The 21,062-nt window shown below is 69.7% G+C and carries 20 protein-coding genes; 9 read left to right on the forward strand and 11 right to left on the reverse strand.

All coding sequences use genetic code 11. The annotated features are described in order from the left end of the window. Positions 1-16: 16 nt before the first annotated feature. The 3 genes from AC6EXY_RS28980 to AC6EXY_RS28990 all read right to left on the reverse strand — a co-directional run bounded on the left by AC6EXY_RS28980 (position 17) and on the right by AC6EXY_RS28990 (position 3,615). Complete coding sequence (locus AC6EXY_RS28980; protein WP_243407634.1) at positions 17-1,225, reverse strand: hypothetical protein; 1,209 nt, start codon at positions 1,223-1,225, stop codon at positions 17-19. A 99-nt stretch (positions 1,226-1,324) separates the two neighbouring features. After that, positions 1,325-2,131, reverse strand: a complete 807-nt coding sequence (locus AC6EXY_RS28985; RefSeq protein ID WP_499818566.1) for an SDR family NAD(P)-dependent oxidoreductase — start codon at positions 2,129-2,131, stop codon at positions 1,325-1,327. A gap of 221 nt (positions 2,132-2,352) precedes the next feature. Further along, a complete protein-coding gene (locus AC6EXY_RS28990) occupies positions 2,353-3,615 on the reverse strand; it encodes a CaiB/BaiF CoA transferase family protein (protein ID WP_499818557.1) in 1,263 nt (420 codons plus the stop codon). Between the two features lie 580 nt (positions 3,616-4,195). On the opposite strand from AC6EXY_RS28990, the gene AC6EXY_RS28995 reads away from it, so the two are divergent. After that, a complete protein-coding gene (locus AC6EXY_RS28995) occupies positions 4,196-6,562 on the forward strand; it encodes an FUSC family protein (protein WP_499818558.1) in 2,367 nt (788 codons plus the stop codon). Between the two features lie 439 nt (positions 6,563-7,001). On the opposite strand, the gene AC6EXY_RS29000 is transcribed toward AC6EXY_RS28995, so the two are convergent. From AC6EXY_RS29000 to AC6EXY_RS29010, 3 genes are all read right to left on the reverse strand, one after another. Beyond that, entirely contained in the window at positions 7,002-7,364 is a 363-nt protein-coding gene (locus AC6EXY_RS29000; RefSeq protein ID WP_499818559.1) for an HD domain-containing protein, read from the reverse strand. 16 nt (positions 7,365-7,380) lie between these two features. Next, complete coding sequence (locus AC6EXY_RS29005; protein WP_499818560.1) at positions 7,381-8,646, reverse strand: FAD-dependent monooxygenase; 1,266 nt, start codon at positions 8,644-8,646, stop codon at positions 7,381-7,383. A 186-nt stretch (positions 8,647-8,832) separates the two neighbouring features. Next, positions 8,833-9,033, reverse strand: a complete 201-nt coding sequence (locus AC6EXY_RS29010; protein WP_499818561.1) for a putative RiPP precursor — start codon at positions 9,031-9,033, stop codon at positions 8,833-8,835. A 312-nt stretch (positions 9,034-9,345) separates the two neighbouring features. On the opposite strand from AC6EXY_RS29010, the gene AC6EXY_RS29015 reads away from it, so the two are divergent. From AC6EXY_RS29015 to AC6EXY_RS29025, 3 genes are all read left to right on the forward strand, one after another. Next, a complete protein-coding gene (locus AC6EXY_RS29015) occupies positions 9,346-9,936 on the forward strand; it encodes a DoxX family protein (protein WP_499818562.1) in 591 nt (196 codons plus the stop codon). A 59-nt stretch (positions 9,937-9,995) separates the two neighbouring features. Then, positions 9,996-10,310, forward strand: coding sequence for a DUF72 domain-containing protein (locus AC6EXY_RS29020; protein ID WP_499818563.1), 315 nt, complete (start codon positions 9,996-9,998; stop codon positions 10,308-10,310). Positions 10,311-10,435: 125 nt separating this feature from the next. After that, positions 10,436-11,101, forward strand: a complete 666-nt coding sequence (locus tag AC6EXY_RS29025) for an NIPSNAP family protein (protein WP_101835776.1) — start codon at positions 10,436-10,438, stop codon at positions 11,099-11,101. 118 nt (positions 11,102-11,219) lie between these two features. Here AC6EXY_RS29025 and AC6EXY_RS29030 read toward each other — a convergent pair whose 3' ends face one another. From AC6EXY_RS29030 to AC6EXY_RS29040, 3 genes are all read right to left on the reverse strand, one after another. Next, positions 11,220-11,873, reverse strand: coding sequence for a hypothetical protein (locus tag AC6EXY_RS29030; protein ID WP_133150887.1), 654 nt, complete (start codon positions 11,871-11,873; stop codon positions 11,220-11,222). A gap of 143 nt (positions 11,874-12,016) precedes the next feature. Beyond that, positions 12,017-12,490 carry a hypothetical protein gene (locus AC6EXY_RS29035; RefSeq protein WP_133150886.1) on the reverse strand — a complete coding sequence of 158 codons (474 nt, stop codon included), beginning with the start codon at positions 12,488-12,490 and terminating at the stop codon, positions 12,017-12,019. 699 nt (positions 12,491-13,189) lie between these two features. Beyond that, a complete protein-coding gene (locus tag AC6EXY_RS29040) occupies positions 13,190-14,518 on the reverse strand; it encodes an MFS transporter (RefSeq protein ID WP_499818564.1) in 1,329 nt (442 codons plus the stop codon). A gap of 67 nt (positions 14,519-14,585) precedes the next feature. Between AC6EXY_RS29040 and AC6EXY_RS29045 the strand changes: the two genes are divergently transcribed. From AC6EXY_RS29045 to AC6EXY_RS29055, 3 genes are all read left to right on the forward strand, one after another. Further along, positions 14,586-15,188 carry a TetR/AcrR family transcriptional regulator gene (locus AC6EXY_RS29045; protein ID WP_101835772.1) on the forward strand — a complete coding sequence of 201 codons (603 nt, stop codon included), beginning with the start codon at positions 14,586-14,588 and terminating at the stop codon, positions 15,186-15,188. Positions 15,189-15,306: 118 nt separating this feature from the next. Then, on the forward strand, positions 15,307-15,618 hold the full coding sequence (locus AC6EXY_RS29050; RefSeq protein WP_101835770.1) for a hypothetical protein: 312 nt from the start codon (positions 15,307-15,309) through the stop codon (positions 15,616-15,618). 28 nt (positions 15,619-15,646) lie between these two features. Continuing rightward, positions 15,647-16,543 (forward strand): hypothetical protein, encoded by an 897-nt coding sequence (locus AC6EXY_RS29055; protein ID WP_101835768.1) that lies wholly within the window; start codon positions 15,647-15,649, stop codon positions 16,541-16,543. 170 nt (positions 16,544-16,713) lie between these two features. On the opposite strand, the gene AC6EXY_RS29060 is transcribed toward AC6EXY_RS29055, so the two are convergent. Beyond that, positions 16,714-17,037 carry a type II toxin-antitoxin system PemK/MazF family toxin gene (locus AC6EXY_RS29060; RefSeq protein ID WP_101835766.1) on the reverse strand — a complete coding sequence of 108 codons (324 nt, stop codon included), beginning with the start codon at positions 17,035-17,037 and terminating at the stop codon, positions 16,714-16,716. Then, positions 17,034-17,303: a hypothetical protein gene (locus AC6EXY_RS29065; RefSeq protein ID WP_101835763.1), complete on the reverse strand. Its 270-nt coding sequence runs from the start codon at positions 17,301-17,303 to the stop codon at positions 17,034-17,036. The genes AC6EXY_RS29060 and AC6EXY_RS29065 overlap by 4 nt, the downstream gene beginning before the upstream one ends. Before the next feature lie 359 nt (positions 17,304-17,662). On the opposite strand from AC6EXY_RS29065, the gene AC6EXY_RS29070 reads away from it, so the two are divergent. Both AC6EXY_RS29070 and AC6EXY_RS29075 read left to right on the forward strand, forming a co-directional pair. Continuing rightward, positions 17,663-20,398: an ATP-binding protein gene (locus tag AC6EXY_RS29070; RefSeq protein ID WP_499818565.1), complete on the forward strand. Its 2,736-nt coding sequence runs from the start codon at positions 17,663-17,665 to the stop codon at positions 20,396-20,398. Positions 20,399-20,628: 230 nt separating this feature from the next. Beyond that, entirely contained in the window at positions 20,629-20,754 is a 126-nt protein-coding gene (locus AC6EXY_RS29075; protein WP_279354725.1) for a hypothetical protein, read from the forward strand. The last annotated feature ends 308 nt before the right edge of the window (positions 20,755-21,062 follow it).

Consider the following 21,062-nt stretch of genomic DNA (forward strand, 5'->3'; position numbering starts at 1 on the left):
GGGCGCGCGTTCTTCCTCAGCCGGCGAGCAGGTCGGCGAGGGTGAGGTCGGCGAGGCCTGGATCGTCGCGGGCGGGGAGGTGGGCGATCACCTCGTCGGCGAGCGCCCGGTCGGCGGGGGTGAGGCCGGCGAGGGCACGGTCGGTGGGAGCACGGCCGGCTTCGGCGGGATCGGCTCCGGCGGGATCGGCTTCGGTGCGGCGTGCCCCGGCGACGTCGGCTCGGCCGGGGTCGGCGCGGTCGGGGTCGTGCGCGTCGGGGTCCGGGCCGGCGGCGGCCTGCTCGGCGCCCGCTTCCAGGGCCGCGGCGATCGCGGCGGCGATGCGCGGCCGGTCGGACTCGACGTAGTCGTCCGACGTCCAGGCCGTGGTGACGGCCTCGGCACGGTAGTCGGTGAACGCCCCCATCCGCCCGCGCGCCCGGGCGAGACGGGCCCGCGCGACCAGCGCCGCCATCGCGGGGGAGAGCCACACGTCGTGCTCCGCCCGGGTCTCGACCCGCACCACCAGGTAGTCGACGCCGGTGACCCGACGGGTGCCGCCCGGGCCGTCGTCCTGGCCGCCGGAGTCGCCGTCGAGGAGCGCCAGGCGCCCGCCGGCGTCGATCGTCAGCGGGCCGGGCAGCGAACCGGGCGCCGCGTTCACCACCGCCAGGTGCCCGGCCCGCACGGGCAGCCCGCCGCCGCCCGGGCTGATCATCGCGTGGTGCAGGCCGAGGACGGGACGTTCGCCTGAGGCGTCGATCAGGCTGTCGAGCCCGGCCGACACCGCCCGGGCGACGGTCGCCGCGGTCGCCAGCGGCGGCCCGAGCAGGTCGGCGAACCCGGCGACGAGCCGCACGGCCGTGTCCAGCGGCCCGGCCTGCACCGCCTGGTAGACGGCCGCCTCGATCTCGACGACGCCGCCGGTGAACGGCAGCAGCGGGGTGACGGGAAAGTCGACCTGCTCACCGGGCACCGCCCAGGCCGCCGCGGGTCGCGAGAACGAGGTGAAGGCGACCGCCCCCGTGCCGCCGAAGTCGAGCGAAGCGCCCGCGTGCAGCACCGGAAAGCGGTCCCCGTCCCAGCCGCGAGCCTTCGCCAGAAAGCCCTCCGCCAGCCACAGCCGCAGATATCCCTGGCCCGGCCAGATCGGCGCGGACCCGGGCTCGGGCAGAAAACACGTCGTCACATGCTCGGCATCGGCCTCGAACCAGCCCCGCACCCGACCCCACAACCCACCCGCCACAAATGCGCACCCTATCCATGCCGACCGGGACGTTCCGTGCTGCCCCGGGGATATCGGAGTCCGGCCGGGAACCGGAATCGGCCGCTCCAGTGAGGCGTCTCAGGCGTCGGGGAGGGGCGGTGGGGGCACGGCGCCGTGCATGGCGGTGAGGCCGCCGTCGGCGGGGAGGGTGACGCCGGTGATGTAGGAGGCGTCGGGGGAGGCGAGGAACCAGATGGCGGCGGCGTGTTCCTCGGCGAGGCCCCAGCGCTGCAGCGGGATGCGGCGGCTCGACGCCTCGACGAGGCCGGGAACGGCGCGGTGGCGGGCCATCAGCGCGGTGTCGGTGAGCCCGGGGGCGAGGGCGTTGACCCGGATGTTCTGGGCGGCGTGGTCGAGCGCGGCGGCGCGCACCAGGTTCACGACGGCGCCCTTGGACGCGTTGTACGCCCAGTTCCCAGGATCGGCCCCCAGCCCGGCGCTGGACGCCGTCACCACGATCGATCCGCCGCCGGCGGCCCGCAGCGCGGGCACGACGGACCGGATCCCGACCACGACACCCCGCACGTTCACGGCGAGGATCTCGTCGAACCGCTCGAGGGCGCCGTCGGCCTCCCATGGCAGGGTGCCGCCGATCCCGGCGTTGAGCACCGCCGCGTCCAGGCGTCCGAACCGTTCCAGGGCGGTCCTGACCATCGCGTCGCCGGTCCGTTCCCGGGAGACGTCCCCGACCACCGGCACGATCCGCGGGGACCCCTCGTCGCCGCTCTGCCCGTCGGCGGAGTCAGGGGCGGTGGCGAGGTCGGCGAGTCCGGCCTTGTCGATGTCGACGGCCACGACGCCGAATCCGCGGGCGGCGAACAGCGCGACGCACGCCCGCCCGATACCGGATGCCGCCCCGGTGATGACGACCGACGAGGTGACCACGGTGCCTCCGCGGGGCAGGGGCGGACACGAGTTCACCCGAGCATGGCCGACGCCGACGACCAGCCGGCTCGCGATTCGTGACATCGCGGTGACGATTGCGTTCGATGGCGTCGTCCGACGGTACGCCTCCGTCCGGTGCGAGGCGCGACCGGACGGCGCTACGACCGGACGGCGCTACGACCGGACGGCGCCAGCCGGGGGAGTGACGCGGTCCCGGCGGGTCAGGCGCGGGCGGTCGCGACGGCGCCGCTGGCGAGGAGCTGGTCGATCTCGGGCTGGGGAAGGCCGAGCTCGGCGAGGATCTCGACGCTGTGCTCGCCGAACGCCGGGGCGTGATGGCGCAGCTGGTAAGGCTGGCCCTGGACCAGGCCGGCCTCGGTCACGTAGGTGTACTCGCCGGCGACCGGGTGCACGGCGGTGTGGAAGGTGTCGCGGGAGAGCAGGTGTGGGTCGACGGCGGCCTCGGCGAGGGACCGGTAGGCCGGGCCCAGGGCGATGTCGTGCTCCGCGGCGAGCTCCACCCAGGCCGACAGCGGTCGGGTGCTGAAGATCCGCTGTAGCTCGCGGCGTAGCTCGGCCTGGTCGGCGCCGAAGTCGACGCTCGTGCTGCCCGTCGCCTTGTTGGCCGACAGCAGGTCCGGCCGGTCGACGGCGGTGCAGAAGTTCTTCCAGAACTTCGGCTCGATGCAGCAGAACAGCAGGTTCAGCCCGTCCTCGCACGCGTAGAACTGGTACAGCGCCCCGGTCATCTCGCCGCTGTCGGTGGCCGCGGGCATCGATGAGCGGTCGGTGATCCGCGCGTCGTTGAGCGCGTAGGTCGCGGCGATCCACGCCTGCGCGATGACGCCGTCGGCCCCCGAGATGTCGATGAAGGCACCCTCGCCGGTGCGCGCCCGCCGCACCAGGGCCGCGGCGACGTGATACGCCGCGTGGATCGCGCCGGCCGCCGTGCCCTCCCCGCCGGCCTCCATGCTTCCCATCGCGCCGCTGCCGGCGGCGAGGTGCAGGAACCCGTCGTCGCCCATGACCCGGGGGGTGGCGCCGGCCAGGGCGTTCATCATCTGGCCGTGGGTGGGGATCGGCGCGTACGGGCCGGTCGCTCCGAAACCGGTGTACTGGCAGTAGACGATGTCGGGCTTGCGCGCCTTCTGTGCCTCGTAGCCGACGCCGAGCTTCGCGCAGGCGTCGGCGGCGTTGCCGTCGACGAAGACGTCCGCGGTGTCGAGTAGCCGCCAGAACACCTCCCGGCCCGCGTCGGTGCGCAGGTCCAGGCCGATGCTGCGCTTGTTGCGGTTGATCTGGATGTGCGCCGGGCTGTAGCCGGGGGTGACCTGGCCGAGGAAGTGGCGCAGGTAGTCGCCGACGGGTGGGCCCTCGACCTTGATCACGTCGGCGCCGAGGTCGCCGAGGTGGGCGCCGACGGTGTCGCCGTTGAACAGCATCGCCGACTCGATGACCCGCACTCCCGCGAGCAACTCGCTCATGTCCGCCGTCCTCACCGGGCCAGGCCCGTCGTCGAACGCCTCGTACGCGGCGCCAACCAGCTGTGTTCGGTTGAAAAGTTATCTATTTCGCCTGGCTCGCGCCCGAGGTGTGGGGCGCCCATGACCCGGCGCGGGCCGGTGCGGCGCCACGGCGGCGTCGCTGACCCGCGGCAACCGCGCCAGCGTCTCGACCTTGACCACCTCGGCGCCGAGGTCGCAGAGCAGCCGAGCCGAGTAGGGCCCCGCGTCCGGGAATCCACCTGTTCCCGCCCCGTCTGTCATGTTATTCACACAGGTTAAATATCGGCGTGCGGGTAGTATCGGAACCACCTTCGCGTGCCACGAATTGCCCATCCGCGGGATGCGGGTCACCGGAGGGAATCGCCGGCCGCGTTTCTCCCGTCACACGCGCGGGGCGTGTCCTTGTTGATCGACGTCGTTCCGTCGGGTGCTGCCGTCATGCCCGTGCGACTCCGGCGATCCGGCGCTGTTGCAGGCGATCGTGTGCCGTCGCGGACAGGGTGGCGTGCCGTTCGTGGGGAGAGTCGTGCCGTTTGTGGGGAGAGTGAGGTCTGTTGTGGTGAGCATCGACGAGGCCCGTCTCGAGGTTGCCGCCCCTGCCGCGCAAGCGCGGCCGGCCGAGCGGCTGCGGGAACGGTGGGCGATCCGCGCCCTCGGCTCCGACCCGGGCCTCAACCGGTTCCGGATGGCGCTGCATTCCGTCATCACGATCGGCCTGATTCTGGTGGCCGAATGGCTGTTCGTCCGGGCGACCCACGCCTTGCAGATCCAGACCCACGGCGCGGCGCTGCCCCCCGCGAAGGCCGCGATGGTGGCCGCCGCCAACCACCAGTTCCTCGTCATCGCCATGCTGCTGGGCGCGATCATCGGCATGATCTCGACCTTCGCGATCATGGATCCGACGCCGCGCGGCCAGCTGGTGACCCTGCTGTTCCTGCCGCTCCCGATGGTCCCGATGCTCGCGGTCGGCATCGCCCTCGCCGACTACCGGCTGCCCTCGCTGATCCTGATCGTCGCGAGCCTCGGGGTGGGCACCTACTGCCGGCGGTTCGGCCCCCGCGGGTTCATCGGCGGCATGTTGCTGTTCATGGGCACGTTCATGGGTGACTTCATGGGCAAGGCCATCTCGCTGGGCGACCTCGGCTGGCTGTGCGCCGAGCTGGGCATCGGCCTTCTCGTCGCGGGAGTCGTCCGCTTCGGGCTGTTCTACCCACGTCCCGCGAAGGACCTGCGCCGCGCCCAGCGCTCCTACGCAGCCCGGGCCCGCCGGCTGGCGAAGCTGACCCTGGAGCTTCTCGACGATCCCGACCACGGCGAGCGTGGCGCCCAGCGCCTGCACCGCCAGCTCGTCCGTCTCAACGAGGCCGCCCTGATGATCGACGCCCAGCTCGGCGATCCGGCCGCGACGGCCGACGGCTCGTCGGGCCAGCTGCTGCACCAGCGGCTGTTCGACGTCGAGCTGGCACTGACGAACGTGGCCCGCTTCGCGCAGGCCATGACCCGCCTCGACCTGCCCGCCGACCAGCTCGCGGCGGCCCGCGGCGCCCTGCGGGGCATCGTCGACCGCGACCAGGCGGCCGCCGACGCCCAGGCCCGCGCCCTGCTCGACCTGCTGCGGACCGCCGACGTCGACATCGACGTCGACGTCGACGCCGTGGCCGACGCCCGGGACCGCACGGCCGTCGTCGTCGCGCACCGCTTCGCCGGGTCGGTACTCGCGCTGACCGAGGCGATGAGCCAGTGGCTCGCTCTCGGCTCGGCCAGCGAGCAGGAGCGGACGACGACCCTGTTCCAGCCGTCGGTGATGCTCTTCGGCGGCTTCCTGCCCGGCTCCGCGGCCGCCAGCGCCATGGCCTCGGTCGAAAGCGGCGACCACATCGCCGACCGCGCCCGCCTCAAGCCGTATGTGCGCGCCGCGATCCAGGTCGCGGTCGCGGTCGCGGGCGCCATCGCGCTCGGCGATCTGCTGTCGGGCCAGCGGTACTACTGGGCGGTGATCGCCGCGTTCATCACCTTCATGGGCGCGAACACCTCCGGCGAACAGATCCGCAAGGCGCTGTACCGGGTGGGCGGCACGCTGGTCGGCATCCTGATCGGCTCGGTGCTCGCGCACGCCGTCGGCCACGACGCGGCCCTGTCGATCACCGTCATCCTGGTGGCGCTGTTCCTCGGCTTCTACCTGATGCGGATCAACTACGCGTTCATGGTGGTCGGCATCACCGTGATGGTCTCCCAGCTCTACGTCCAGCTCGACGAGTTCTCGAACTCGCTGCTGCGGCTGCGTCTCGAGGAGACGGCGATCGGTGCCGGCGTCGCCATCGCGGTCGTCCTGCTGGTGTTCCCGCTGCGCACCCAGTGGGTTCTGCGGGTGGCCCTGCGCGGCTACGTGCGGTCCGTCGCGGTCCTCGTCGAACACGCCAGCGGCTGGCTGATCGGCGACCCTGCGTGCGGCGACACGGCGCTGCGGGCCGACGCCCGCGCCGTCGACGCCGCCTACCAGAGCCTCGTCGCCACCGCCGCGCCGATGCGCCGCGGCCCGCTCGGCGGCCTCGACGAACGTGTCACCGAGCTCGTTCGCCTGGTCACCGCGTCCCGCGCCTACAGCCGCAACCTCGTCCACGACGTCGAGAAGGCCGGCCCGCTCGACCTCGACAGCCGCCGCGAGATCAAGGGCGCCACCGCGAGCCTGCACGAGTCGCTCGACGTCATCGCCGCCGCGATCAACGGCTCACGCGACGCGACGTACACCCGCTCCTCCGCCCTGTTCGACCGGGCCGAGCGCCGCAGTGAGCAGGAGGCCGGCGCCGTCCACGACGGCCAGCTCGCCCTACGCGACCTCAAGCTCATCGATGGCGCCATGGCCCGCCTCGCCGAGACGATGGGCCTGCGCATCGCCGACTACGACACCACTCCCGCCGCCGTCTGACAGCCGGCCAACGGGGCGACGACGGCACCCGTCGCCGCCTCGGCGATACGGAGGGGCGACACGGAGGAAGGTGCCTGCGCCGGCCCTTCCGTTGATCATAAACATTCCGTCGTTGTTATTGTTCCCATGTGATCACGGCGCGGAAGCGGCCTGCGAGTGTCCGATCGCGGTGGGCGGGGGTCTGAGGATCAGAGCGTTTGAGTGCGACGAATGCGGCGCGCCGAGAGCCGGTCATCCGAGAGTTTCGGTCACGGGCCGTCGGTTGTGTCAGGAGTGCGCCGACCGGCTGCTCGGAGCGGCGAGCGCTCGGCTGTCGGGCGGTGGGACAGGCGACGCGATCGCCACGGTCGGATGGTTCGAACGGATCCGTCGACGACGCTCCTCGAAGGGCGGGTAGACCGATCGACGGCTGGCCCGGGCACTGACCCGACCGTCCCCCTCAGGGGAAGTCCAGCCGGGGATGGCGGGCGAGTATCTCCTCCCGCGCGTCCGGCGGAAACTCCTCCGGTCGTCGTCCGGCGACGTCCCAGCTCGTGGCGACCTGGAGGAGGTGGGACTCGGGGTCGTCGGCCGGGGTCACATCGTCGCGCATGTGCAGCACGATGATCTCCGAGACCCGGGCGGACCGCTGCGCGGGCCAGCCGGCCGCTGTGCCGAACACCCAGGCCAGATGCCCTCCCGCCTCCTCGAACGGCAGCCGGTGGTTGTCGAACGGCTCCGTCAGTCCGAGGTCGTGGAGCAGCGCCGCGATGTAGTACAGCTCGTCGTCGAAGGCGATGCCGTGCGCCGCGCCGTACCTCACGCCCCACAGGTAACGCTCACTGGAGGTCTGCTGGCGCGGTGTCGACGCGCGGGGTGAGCGGCTCGCCGCGGCGGCGGGCCAGGGCCCAGCGGGTGCCCGAGTGCAGGCCGCGCAGGGTGCGGCGGACCGCCGGGACCTGGGTCGCCCGGTGCATCGGCTGACGCCACGGCGGCTGGCGACCGTGCCGGCCCGCCATCGCGTAGGCGAACGACACGGCGTCCTGATCAAGGTACTGGTCGGCCCGCTCGAACCAGGCCATGCTCGTGCGGGCCGCCGCCTGCATCGGCCGCAGCGCCCGGTGGCCCCTGCCGTCGAACTCGCGTAGCGCTGACGGGACATCGTTCGCGTGCTCGTCCAGGATCCGCGCGAGCATAGCCGCGTCAACGATCGCCAGCGCCGTGCCGGAGCCCAGGGTGAAGTGCGTGGTGTGGGCGGCGTCGCCGATCAGGACCACGTTGTCGTGGTACCAGTGCTGGTTGGTGACATCGACGAAGCGCTGCCAGCGTGCGGGGCCACCGCCGTCCTGGCCGTGCGGCCGGTCCTCGGCCTGCCCCTGCGCCTGGCTGATCAGCGCGTGGCCGTCCAACGGTCCGGCGAAGATCTTCTCCAGGGTCCGGAGCGTCTCCTCGTCGCCGCGGGCGTCGAAGCCGAGACCCTGCCACGTCCGTTCGGCGCACTCGACGATGAAGGTGCTGAGCCCGGCGTTCGACGGGTAGGCGTGACACCAGATCCAACCGGCCGGGGTCGGCTCGAACGCGAAGGTGAAACTGTCGGAGAACCGGTCCGTGCCGAGCCAGAGGTAGGGGTTGGTGCCCCTCGTGGTGCTGGTGCCGAACAGGTCGCCGGCGTCCTGGCGGATCCGGCTGTTCGCACCGTCGGCAGCCACGATCAGATCCGCGTCGGCGTAGGGGTCGAGATCGTCGACCTCCTGCTGATAGACGACCCGGACGCCGAGCTCGGCCGCGCGGTCGGCGAGAACGCGCAGCAGCTCGGCCCGCTGGACGCTGAAGCCGTAGCCGGTGAGATGGGCCACCCCCGACCCACCCAGGCTGATGCGCTGCTCCTGCCAGAGGGCGGACCTGGCCCGGATCGCCCGGGCGCTGCGCGGGTCCGTGCCGAAGAAGACATCGAGCAGGTTGTCCCAGTAGACGACGCCCCAGCCGTACGTCGCGCCCGGCGGGTTGCGTTCGAGCACGGTGATCTCGTCACCCGGATGGCGCAGCTTCGCCGAGATGGCGAAGTAGAACCCAGCCGGTCCGCCGCCGACGCAGACAATCCTCATCGCACCCGCCCTCGTGATCGTGGCTGAAGCCCGCCCGCCCGCGTTGATGGGCCCTCGAGACGGGGCATGGCGACGGCCGATCGATCGTCGGCTCGTCGCCACGCTGTTGCTCCTGGACAGCCCGCCTGGCGGGCCTAGGACCGAGGAAGCTGTGAACCATTGGAACTGTGCGCCTGGTGCCCGGGGCTACCAGCCCCAGCCGCCCCAGCCACCCCATCCGCCCCAGCGACCCCAGCCGCCCCATCCGCCCCAGCCACCCCAGCCACCCCATCCGCCCCAGCCACCCCAACCGCCGAAGCCGCCGAAGCCGATGAAGCCGATGAAGCCGGTCGCCTCACGGAAGGACCCCTGGTACTGAAGGACGGGCGGGTCATACGTCGCCTTCATTCCAAAATCACCCGCCTATACTCGAACCATCTCGCTTCTGACGCCCGGTCGCTCGGCTGCCGGCCCGCGGTGGTCATGGCGGTAACCTCAGCCCCGACGCGATGCCCGGACAACCACAATTCTTCACCGGTCCGATCCAGCCACGGTTCATTCACCGATCCGTGATCCGCAAGTCCGGCACGGCCGAATGAGACCGAATGCCATGATTCGGGAGATAGACCCGGATGGACTCGCTGGGCATTATCGTCGCCGACGCCAGAGGTGGCTCTCCGGCGGACCAATTAGCTAGAGTAGCTGGCTGGTTACTCTTGGTTGTCGTGCCTGGTTGTCGGGCGCGGGACCATCGGCGGGACAGGAGTTTCGGCGATCACACCATCCAGCCACGAACGCGCGGACGAGGTGCGCCGGCGGCCGGCGACGACCGGCGTGGACCTCGGGCTGCTCCTGCTGCGTGCCACGATCGGTACGATCATGTTCGCGCACGGCACCCGCAAACTGTTCGGCTGGTTCGGGGGAGAGGGCCTGGACAGCACGGCGGCCTTCTTCGCCAAGGTCGGCTACCCGGCCAGCAAGGCGTTCGCCGTCATCGCCGCGCTCTCCGAGACTCTCGGCGGGATCGGCCTCGCACTGGGCCTGCTCACCCCGCTCGCCGCCGCGGCGATCCTCGGCACCATGATCAACGCGATGGCGATCCGGTGGGACGGTGCCTTCTTCGCCCCGAAGGGCATCGAGTACGAGATCCTGATCGCCATGGTCGCCGTGGCGCTCGCCCTGACCGGCCCCGGTCGTCACTCGGTCGACGACCGGCTGCCCGTGCTGCGCTCCCACCGGCTCGACGTCGGCGCCGGCGCGGTCATCCTGGGTGGTGCGACGGCCGCCATCGTGCTGCTCATCCGCGGCTGACCGGTTCCCCGCGCGCCGGTCGGGAACGGTGACCGGGTGGGTGACCTGCTGATCGGGACGTGCCCCAGGGCCATCCAGGTTCGATCCCGCCGGTCCTCGCCGCCACCGCGGATCTCGCGGTCGTGCGCTTCCACGGCCACAGCGAGAAGTGGACGAGCCGGGACATCCACGAGCGCTTCGGCTATCGCTACAGCATGGCCGAGTTGCGGGAATGGGCGCCCAGGCTCCGCCTGCTGGCCGACCAGGCCACCCGGACCCAGGTGCTCATGAACAACTGCTACGCCGACTACGCCCAGCGCAACGCCCGCCAGCTCACCGACCTGCTGACGGAGCTCGACGGCGGTGCTGCGGGTGCCTCCCCAGTGGTCAGCTGAGGTACACCGCCGCTGGTGTGACGCGTCGCTACCAGCGGACGATCCCGTCGCGGGGGACGTGACGAGGCGGCACGATGCCAGGAGGTGCTGCGGATGCCGGCTGAGTCTGTCGAAGGGGATCCATCATGCCCATCAAGCAGGTGATCACGGGCGAGGATGTCTCGCTCGAGGAACAGGCGCTGCGGTATGAGCTGGCGGTCCTCTCCTACCGGCTACCCGACGCGGCGGCGGCCAAGGCCGGCGTCGAGCCGTGGGTCGGCGCGCCCGACGCACGCGGCCGCCTGCTGGGCTGCTGGGAGGCCGAGCACGGGACACTCGGCCGGCTCTACTTGCTGCGCGGCTTCGTCGACGACGCCGACCTGGCGGCCGAACGTGCGCGGGCCGCCGCCAGCACCGACCCCTTCGGCGCGGGCGGCCATCTCACGGACCTCCGCATGAACTCCTTCGCGGCGTTTCCGTTCATGCCGCCCGTGGTCACGGGCAGTTTCGGGTCGATCTACGAGATCCGCGACTACCACCTGCGCCCAGGCGGCCTTCCCGCAACAATTGCCGCCTGGCGCGAACGCCTCCCCGGCCGCCAACGTGTCGACCCGATCGCGGTCGTGATGTATGCCCTCGACGGCCCCGCCCGCATCGTCCACATCTGGCCCTTCGAGAGCCTCGACCAACGTGTGGCCGTCCGCCGCGACCTGTACGAACGCGGCCTGTGGCCCCCGCCCGGCGCCCTCGAACAGATCCTCGACGCCGAATCCACCATGGCCTGGCCCGCCCCCTTCTCCCCGCTGACCTGACCGAGGGGACGCCGTCGACTCAGACCAAGGCACTCGCCGCTGCCGCCGGTGTCGGCGCGCGACGCTCCGGCGTCGAGATACGCGGCGGGTAGGCGAGCGGTGGCCGCTGGCTCCGACGTCAGCGGACGGCTTCATCGACAATGGTCGTAAGGGCGAGGCCAACCCATCCCCTGGCAACGGGCTCCGCCTGGGCATTAACCACGACGTTGTTCCGTTGCACCGACCTGTAGGTTCGAGCGGTGTAGCGAACCGTACGGTACCGCCCGTCTTCCCGGGACAGTTCCGTGACGTTCCCGGTTCCGTATTCGTCTACCAGCGTCTTATAGGAGGTTGCGCTTTGCTGGCCTGCCATTCTGACCCAGGAGATCGCGACCAGGACGACATCGCCCTTCCGGTCACGACACTGGAGTTGCGCCCGATGGAGATCGGCGCATGGTTGCTTTCGAAAGAATTTCGACACCGCTCCGTAGGAATGCTCTGAGCAGTGAGCACCATCGTGCTGCAACCGGCCGTTCACCTGCAGACCCTTGCGAGCCAGGCGAGCCTCGATGGAACGTAGATCGCCTGTTTTCACCTCGGCCTCAGTGCACTGTCCGGACTGGCTGCAGTTGCGAGCTGAATGCGTTTGCCCCGGCGAACGCACCGCCGAGACGCCTCCACTCGCGGAGACGGCGAGGCCGATGCTGCCGGCCGCGATGGTGATGGTGAGAAGGACGGCGGCGGTGAAAGAGAACCCCGAGGATTCCTGACCTTCGCGCCAGTACCCACGCACTCGGTATCCGTTTCGGACGTGCGGGCGAACCCAGATTCGGGACATTTTCCGTTTCTCCAGGACCAGGCGCGCCGGTGGTGGAATAGTTTTCCCTGCCGCTGGCGCTTCTTAGGATTTCAAGGGGATTGGCTGGCTGGACGGCGCTATCCGATCAGAAAATGGGCGAGGATTCCGACCAGGACCGCCGCCGCGCACAGGAAGATGGCGTAGATGCTCAGGGCGTTCTCGAATGTCACTCGCACCGGTGCGCCGGATAGGTTTGGAAGCGGTTCGGGAGTTGTCGGATGCCGACTGACAAAACGGCGGGCAGTCTGCAGCAGGGAGCGCTCGTGCCATGGGCTCAGGGCGGCCTGTAGATCACGCGCCTTCTTTTCGCGGTGGCTGCCGCATCCGGTCGCCGTGCCGGTGACCAATGCCTCGCAGATGTGGTCGACGGCTGGCCACGACCGATACGCTCTGCATGTGGTCGGCCACGCCAGCAATCGCACCGTTAGTACGGCCGTCACGTAGAGCGGCGCCACGAGCCAGGTAAGGGACAAGGCCAGCAAGACCATGAATGGAACGCTGGCAGCACCGCCCAGAAGTATCTTCCGCCGCTTTTGGCGGCGCGTCGCCACGGCCATCTCCTTTATTTCCCCCTGTCTGGATTCAAGCCAGATTGTCGGCGCATCCGGCGTCAGCGGTGAAGGGCAACCGAGATGCCCGGTAGATCGCGCTGAAACCGGGAGAGATTTTCCGGGAACCGCGGATGAGGCCCCGTGATCTCTGGCCTTGTTCTGTGGTTACCGAAGAATAGCCAGCACCTGGAAGCCGCCAATGCCTGCCCAACCCAGGGGCAACTTCGGGGTCGAGTGAAACTCCTGGTCAGAGGCATGTTGGCCCGCAGATCTTCGGCATGAGCGGCTAATGATCGCTGGATCTGTCGCGTATCCGACATGCAAAAGTCATGATCGTCTACAATTGCTGACATCCTTGGCCGCGCAGCCGTCGAAGGCGGAGATTGGCACGCCGCCGCCGCATTCCTCGACGCGTTGCAGCTGACGGGCAACGCCTGGCGATGCGTTCTTCTGCTTTCTAGCGGGACCGCTGGCCTCACCCACGGCGTTGGTGTCGTGGCACCCCGACTCTCGACGGCAGGCGGTCACCTGGCAGCGACGCATGACCGGGCGTCGGAGCACCGTCTGATACGAGCATTTCCGCATTCCGGGCGTCAGACGTTCTGGCTGATCCCGCGAGATGACACGACCCGGTGAGCCACCGAACGGAGGTCAAGACGGCTGCGGACGACGCCGGCAGGTCGGGCCAGGGTCGCCCCTTCAGGCCGCGGTGATCGTCGACTCGGCGGCCTGGGGGCCGGTGTCGGCGACAGGATGTGGCCGATGGGACGTGTGCGCCAGCAGGGCGGCCATCGCGAGGGCGAGCAGCACGGGCAGCAGCCCGGCAGTCTGGACGCCGTGGCGACGGCTGAGCTGCCCGAACAGGACGGAGACCGGAAGGAAGACCAGCCAGGACAGTGTGCCCGCGCCGGACGTGACGCCGGCCCGCAGCTGCGCGCCGACCGCGTCGTGCAGCAGCCGACCAGCCCGGATACTGATCATCCCCGCTGCCAGGGCGACGACGAACTGGCCCGCGATGACGACGGCGAGGCAGTGGCCCAGCGTCGGCAGGATGGCGGCGAGCACCAGCAACGCGCCGAACCCGACGGTCACGGCCGGGCGGTCGAGCCGGGTCCGGGAGACGAGCCAGCCGCCGAGGCCGCCGGTCGAGACGAGCGCCGCCCAGTACGGCCCATACAGCGCGGCCGGCGCGTGCAGCGAGACCAGCCACAGGGGCCCGAAACCGAAGACCACCTGGATGACGACGGCCGTGAGCGCGCTGAGCAGCACGACCGGGCGCAGCGCGCGATCGGCGGCCAGCACCCGGACGGTGGCCAGGGCCTGACGCCGGAACGTGACCCGCTGCGCGTGCCGGTGCAGGCGCGGCTCATGGCAGCGTCCGAAGGCGAGGGCGGCGGCCGCCATGAGTGGGACGGTGGCGAAGTAGGTGACCCGAGCCGAGGCGACCGCGGCGAGCACTCCGCCCAGGACCGCACTGGCGACAAGCGCCGCGGCCTCGACGACGTGCATCCGCCCGATCCACCGCTCGTAGCCGTCGCCCGAGCCGGTCTCCTCGACGACGGTGTCGTAGACGATGCTTTCCACGGTGCCGGAGTTCAGCGCGAAGAACACGCCGAGCAGAACGGCTGCGCCGACATACGTCGCTGGCGTGGTGCTCAGGCCGCCGACCAGGGAACTGGCCGCGAGTGCCAGGGTCGCGAGGATGACCATCCCGGTGCGGTTCCAGCGGTCGGCGAGGATGCCGAAGGGCACCTCAAGCACCGGCGCGACCGCGGCGTAGACCGCCGCGACCAGTCCGATCGCCGCGGCGTCGAAGCCGATCTGCGTCATGAACATCTTCTCGACCGGCACCCACAGCAGCATGTTCTGTAGCGCAACCCCGACCTGGAGCGGCCGGAGCCGCCAGGCCAGGACCTGATCGGGTCGGGGTTCGGCTCCGGGCGCCGGTTCTGGTTCCGCTTCTGGTTCCGGCTCGTGCATTGGCGTCGGCTCGGCTTCGGTCTCGGGGAGCGTCGCGGTGGCGCGCATGGGTCGGATCCTCTGGTCGGCGGGTCGCGCCCGGTGATGATAGGGATCGTTCCCTATCATCACAACCGTGTTTAGCGGCCCTCCCTCCACGCGCACCCGCCGCCCAGCCGCCGAGACCCGGCAGGCGATCCTGGACGCGGCCGAGAACCTGTTCTACTGGCATGGGATCACCGCGACCGGGGTCGACCGGGTCGCGGCGGTGGCCGGCGTCGGTCCGACGACGCTGTACCGCCTGTTCGGGTCCAAGGACGCGCTGGTCGCGGCCTACGTGGACCGCTACGCAGCCGGCTACCGAGAGTGGATCGAGTCGCTGACCGCGGACGAGAGCCGCCCGGCGCGAGAGCGCATCCTGGCGCTGTTCGACGGGCTGGTCACCGTCACCGGTCCCGACGCGTTCCGCGGCTGCCTGTTCCTCATGGTGCTGGCCGAGTACCCCGACCCGACCTCCGCGGCTCACGCCAGCGCGCAGGCGGTGAAGGCATGGGTCCGCACCAGGCTCCGCGACCTCGCCCTCGAGCTACCCGGCCGCGATGCCGCAGCCGCTGAGGCGACCTCTGACCGCCTCGCGCTGGTCATCGAGGGCCTCTACGCCTCCACCGCCGCCCTCGGCACCGAGGGCCCGGCGCGCAGCGCCCAGGAACTCGCCATCCTGATCATCGACGCCCACTGACAGCCACGTGCCCTGACTCCAGCTCCCGATGCCACCGCCCCGCTCGTTGCCCGGAAGGTGGCGTGGGTCGGCGCGGCCGCGAGGAGTGCCAGATCACCGTGTCGGTAGGCTGCTGCCCGTGGTGGATTTGAGTGACGCCGAGCTTGATGCTCTGGTCGAGCGTGCCGTCGTCGACGCTTACGGCGAAGACGAACAACTGACAGCCTTCCACACCGTGATCGAAGAAAATCTGGCGGTTCCCTTCCAGACCACTGTCCTGGGTGTGGAGGTGACCGTCACTGGGATAGATCTGCAGGCCGGAGGCGGTATCGTGGCGGTCTGCACACGTGGGAGACATCGCCAGGCGATCGGCATCCTGGAACTACCGTTGCCCACCCCAGCCCCGGCGGGGGCGGAATGGATCCACGCCTACCGGCACTGGGCGCCCTGACGAAGCGACGACATAGGCGGATCGAACGGTGTCCGAGTACCAGTACTACGAGTTCCTGGCCCTTGACCGCCCTCTGGACGAACGGCAGCAGGTCGAGGTCCGGGCGCTGTCCACCCGGGCACGCATCACCGCCACCAGTTTCACCAACGAATATCAGTGGGGCAACTTCTCCGGCGATCCACACATCATGATGGAGCGCTACTACGATGCCCACCTCTACCTCGCCAACTGGGGCACCCACCGCATCATGCTCCGCCTGCCCCGAACCCTTCTCGATCTCAGGACCGTCGAGCAGTACTGCGTGGACCCACACGTCACCGCCTGGACCACCCGGCAGCACCTTCTCCTCGACCTGACCAGCGAGAACGAGGCCGAGGACTGGGTCGAAGGCGCGGAGGATTCACTGTCGGCAATCGTCGGTGTCCGCGCCGAACTTGCCGCTGGTGACCTCCGCCCTCTCTACCTGGCCTGGCTGGCCGGTTACGGAACCTGGGAACGGGACGAGGACGCCTTCGACGAGGAGGAGGAGGGGGACCCCGAACCGCCGGTGCCCGCCGGGCTGGGCACCCTCACCGCGCCTCAGCGGGCCTTGGCGGACTTCCTCCGCCTCGACGCCGACCTGCTCGCCAGCGCGGCTCAGGCCAGCCCACCCTCATCACCGGTCAAGGAAGACCCTCGCGAAATCGCAAGATGGATCAAGAGCCTTCCCGCTCGTGACAAGGACACGCTCCTCCTGCAGGTCGCGCGGGGCCACGGCACCCGAACTCAGGCGGAGATACTGCGACGCTTCCGCGGCGAACCCGACAACGACAGGAACGATCACCCTCGACGGACCGTCGCCCAACTGCTGGACACCGCCGCGGACATCCGCCAGAAACGCCACCGACGCGCCAAGGCCGCGAGCGCCAAGTCGAAGGCTTTGTAGGCATGACCTCTTCCCGAAGACAGAGGTCCAACGCAGCTGACAGATCTGTCGAGTTGTCTTACCGGTCCCGGCCGTGCTTGGTCAACCGTTCGGCGAGGGATACGGCGAGGCCCTCGTCGAGCTTAGCCCTCACGGCGCGGAGCGCAGTACGGGAGCGCCAAGCGATGCGGTCAGCGAAGCAGACCGAGGTAGCGTGAAAGCGTGTGCTCAACCTGCGCCATGTCGTCGCGGGAGAGGTAGTCCACGAGTTCACCGGTGACATAGGCGCTATCGATGGTCCGGATCTGGTCGATCAGGATCCTGGTCGACCGTCCCGTAATAACCACCTCCGGCCTGAAGGCGGACGCCTGCGCGCCGGTCGACGTTGGAACGATCGTAACCGTGGACCACGCGTTCTGCTCAATACTCATGACGACGCCAAGCCGACGCCCCCGCTGCTCATGCCCGCGCTTGGCGTCGCCGAGGTCCACCGGGTATACCGCCCCCCGGATCACGGTTGGTCCTGCGATCTGGCTGGTACCGCGAGATCCGTACCTGCGATTCTGATGTTGCCGTTGGTGTCGTACTCCCACGCGTCGGGCTCGGCGGACAGGTCCTCGTTCCGCAGCCGGTACATATCCTCGCGGGCACGCACCTCCCATGCCTCCCGGTCAAGCAGTCGCAGGGCGCGTCGGATGACGTCGCTGGTCTTCTCGTCTTGACGGCGGTTGGCCTCAACGATCCGGAGGTCCTCTTCGGTGGGGCGGAATCCGACGCTCATGAGGTCACTGTACAACAAAAGTACAACACCCGGGGTGGCCGGTGGACGCTCAGGTCGGGGGCACATGTTTCCCGAGTGTGGTACCGAGGCTGATTGGCCGCGTAGTCGTCCTCAGATCGTCACCGATGTCCCGGACACCTTCGAGGATCAACCGGCCCACCACGGCCGTCTCCTCGTCGAGGTCGTCTGCCGCGCTCGTGCCGCCTGTGAGGACACGCGCCGGATGGTTGTCCACGCACACGCCGGGTCGCGCGGCCGGGGCGCCAGGACCAAAGCCGGCCGCGGGCGCACATCATCGCGGTGGTCATGAGTGCCACACTTGATCGATGGAGGCGCGCACGTCGGCACAGGATTCACCGGTGGTGCTGGTAAGTCATGCGGCCTCCGACCGGCGGTGGGCCGAATGGCTGGCCTGGAGGATGCAGGCGGCGGGCGTCGAGCCGCTGCTGGAAGGATGGCACGCGGTGCCGGGCGTGAACCGCCTGCGGTGGTTGAACGAGTCCCTCGTTCGAGCGGACTGGCTGGTGCTCGTGCTGAGCGAGAGCTATCTGGCCGAGAGCGGGGCGTCGCTGCCGTGGCCGAGTATCGTCAACCGGACCGACCGACGTGGCCGCCTGGTCCCGGTGAAGGTGGACGAGTTTTCCCCTCCGGGTTTGTTGGCGAGCCTGGTGACTATCGACCTGGTCGGTCTCGACGAGGAGAGCGCCGCGGCCACACTGCTGTCGGGTCTGGGCGCGAGCATCCGGGGTTCCGCCGTGCCCACAGTGGCACCACCGTTCCCCGGAGTCCCCTTCCCTGGTGGCCGCCCGCTGCCCGGCGGGGCGGCCGTCGTCTCACCACCGCGGGAGCTGCCCCCGGCCACACGGTTCTTCACCGGCCGGCAGCAGCAGATCGCCGAGCTGATGTCCGGTGCCGAAGCGGCCTGTCCGGATGGCGGCCGTGCGGCTGTGGCCGGTGCGTCCGTGATCCTCTCCGTGCACGGGATGGCAGGGGTCGGCAAAACGACGCTCGCCCTGCGCGTAGCGCATGAGCTCGCTGACCGGTTTCCCGACGGGTGCCTGTTTCTGGACCTGCACGGGGCGACGCCGTCCGTCGAACCGATCGAACCTGACGCCGCGCTGGGTGAACTGCTGCGCCGTGTGGGCGTGCCCGGTGCACAGATCCCCCCTGCACTGGAGGCCAGGGCTGCCCTGTACCGGGGTCGGCTTGCGGGCACGCGGACCCTGGTCGTTCTCGACAATGCGCGCTCGGCAGAGCAGGTTCTTCCGCTGCTCCCCGCGGCGTCCGGATGCCTGGTGATTGTCACCAGTCGCCGTCGCCTTGCCGCGCTGGACGAGGCACGCTCGTGGCATCTGGAGGTCCTGCCCCCGGAAGGGGCGCGTGACATGCTCACCGCCGTGGTGGGCGCCGACCGGCTCGCCGGTCAGGACGACGCCACGATGCGGCTGGTCGACCTGTGCGGGCGGCTCCCGCTGGCGTTGCGGATCGCGGCGGCGCGGCTACGCACCCGGCCGGCGTGGTCGGTCGCGGACCTGGCTGACCGGCTGGCCGACCACCATGATCGGCTCGCCGCGCTGGAGGACGGCGAACGCGGTGTGGCCGCCGCCTTCGCCGTGTCCTACCGCGACCTCACCGGCGAGTCCCAGCGGATGCTGCGCCGTCTCGGACTTCACCCCGGAGTGGAGATGGACACGCACGCCGCCGCCGCCCTCGCCGGCGTCACACCGGCCCAGGCGGATCGGGCGTGTGAACATCTCCTGGACGTCCACCTTCTTCTCGAAGCCGGGCGTGATCGCTACCGATTCCACGACCTTGTGCGAGCCTTCGCTCGTGACCGAGCCGGCGACGAGGACTCCGGAACGGAGTGCCTCCAGTCGACCCGCGTCCTGTTCGACCACTACGTTTCCACCGCCGCGACGGCGGTCCGCACGCTTTTCCCCACAGAGGTTGATCATCTGCCGCCGGTGCGGTCCCCTTACGTGCAGCCGCGGTGGAGCGGCGATCGGCAGGGAGCGCGACATTGGCTTGATCTCGAACGTGCCAACCTGGTGCGTGTCGCGGCTCAGGCGAACCTGCACGGCTGGCGCCACGCCCTGGAACTGGCGGCGATTCTGTTCCGTTACCTCGACCTCGGTGCCCATCTGACCGAGGCGATCGCCGTCTACACCGCCGCCCGCGACACCGCCCGAGCCCTCGGCGACCATGCCCAGCACGCCCATGTGCTGACCAGTCTGGCGGGTATCTGCCGACACCAGGGGCGGTACGCGGACGCCGCCGAGCATGCCCGGGAGGCGCTCACACTCTTCCAGCAGATAGGTGACGAACGTGGTGAAAGCAGGGCGCTCACCGCCCTGGGCATCATCTACTGGCGGCAGGGTCGCTACGACGAAGCCCTCATCCACAACCAGCGCGCGTTCGACCTGTGCCAGAAGTCAGGCGACCAGCGGGGTCAGGCTCGCGCCCTCGGCAACATCGGCCATGTCCACTGGCGGCAGGGCCGCTACACCCTGGCCGTTGACCACCAGCAGCGGGCGCTTGAGCTGCACCAGCTGACCGGCGACACCCGTGGACAGGCCCATGCGCTGGGCAACCTCGGCAATGTCTACTGCCACCAGGGCGACCACGACCTCGCGGCCGATCACCATCGGCAGGCCCTCGCCCTCTATCTGACCTTGGCCGACCGCAACGGCGAGGCGGACGCCCTGACGAACCTCGGCCTCGTCCACCACGCGCAGGGCCGCCACGACGATGCCGCCCGTCATCACCGACAGGCCCTCGATCTCTACGAAGAGATCGATGATCATAACGGCCAGGCCCGCGCGCGGAACGGACTTGCGGAACATCTCCACATCGCTGGCCATCCCGAGCAGGCTCTTCACCACCATGCCCTGGCGCTCACCCTGACGCACGCCACCCAGGACAGCTACGAGATGGCCCGCTCCCACGCCGGCCTCGGCCGTGCCCTCGACGAGCTCGGCAACCACGACACCGCCCGCGAACACTGGCAGTCAGCCCGTGACATCTACGCCGCACTCGACGTCCCCGAAACCAGCGAGGCCAACAGCGCACTGAAAATGCCGACATCCACCAGATGAGTAACTCCTACCCCTCCCAGGCGGCATCGTCCTGCCGCTGCCGGACCGTCCAGCCCCGCTATAGCTCTTGATACGCGCTTGTTCGGCGGCGCATCGTCGATCTGGGGGCGCCGGACGTGCTGCGCCATCTGGAAAGGTGTCGATCGTGAGGGGGTAGGGACTTCATGCCGACCAGCCGTCATCATCTGTCCGGCAAGGCCATCCGAGATGGGGTTCATGTGCCGACCTGAATGCTGTCGCTGGCCCTGCTTTTCATGGGAATGCGGCTCGTGCTGCGGGCTTGCTGGCGCCATCCCATCGTTGTGACCTGGCTGGTCGGTGCGTTTCTGATCGCGCAGGAAATCAGCTTTCTTTAGGCTGTGCTCGCAATGAGAAGCGCCGCGGCGAGATGCTTGCCATGATCGTTCCTGCGAGATCGTTCGCAGTCTCGTGTACCGGAGTGAACCTCGCCATGGCGCGAGCGGGCTTGCGTCGACGCCGCGCATAAAAAAAGTCCGGCTGCAGCGTGATCTTCTATGGCCACGCTGGCCGGACTGGACGGGTGCGCCGTCAGGGACTTGAACCCCGAACCCGCGGATTAAGAGTCCGCCAGCGTCCGTGTGAACAAATCCAGCGGGACCCCGGGCTGTCTATCTACCAGCCATTTCACGTGGCGTCCGTACTA

It is taken from the genome of Frankia sp. RB5 (assembly GCF_059816245.1).

Excerpts from the sequence above, each read along its gene's own strand:
- AC6EXY_RS28990 (WP_499818557.1), bottom strand. The coding sequence starts at position 3,615 with ATGAGCGAGTTGCTCGCGGGAGTGCGGGTCATCGAGTCGGCGATGCTG.
- AC6EXY_RS29005 (WP_499818560.1), bottom strand. The coding sequence starts at position 8,646 with ATGAGGATTGTCTGCGTCGGCGGCGGACCGGCTGGGTTCTACTTCGCC.
- AC6EXY_RS29010 (WP_499818561.1), bottom strand. The coding sequence starts at position 9,033 with ATGAAGGCGACGTATGACCCGCCCGTCCTTCAGTACCAGGGGTCCTTC.
- AC6EXY_RS29025 (WP_101835776.1), top strand. The coding sequence starts at position 10,436 with ATGCCCATCAAGCAGGTGATCACGGGCGAGGATGTCTCGCTCGAGGAA.
- AC6EXY_RS29040 (WP_499818564.1), bottom strand. The coding sequence starts at position 14,518 with ATGCGCGCCACCGCGACGCTCCCCGAGACCGAAGCCGAGCCGACGCCA.
- AC6EXY_RS29065 (WP_101835763.1), bottom strand. The coding sequence starts at position 17,303 with ATGAGCGTCGGATTCCGCCCCACCGAAGAGGACCTCCGGATCGTTGAG.
- AC6EXY_RS29075 (WP_279354725.1), top strand. The coding sequence starts at position 20,629 with ATGCTGTCGCTGGCCCTGCTTTTCATGGGAATGCGGCTCGTGCTGCGG.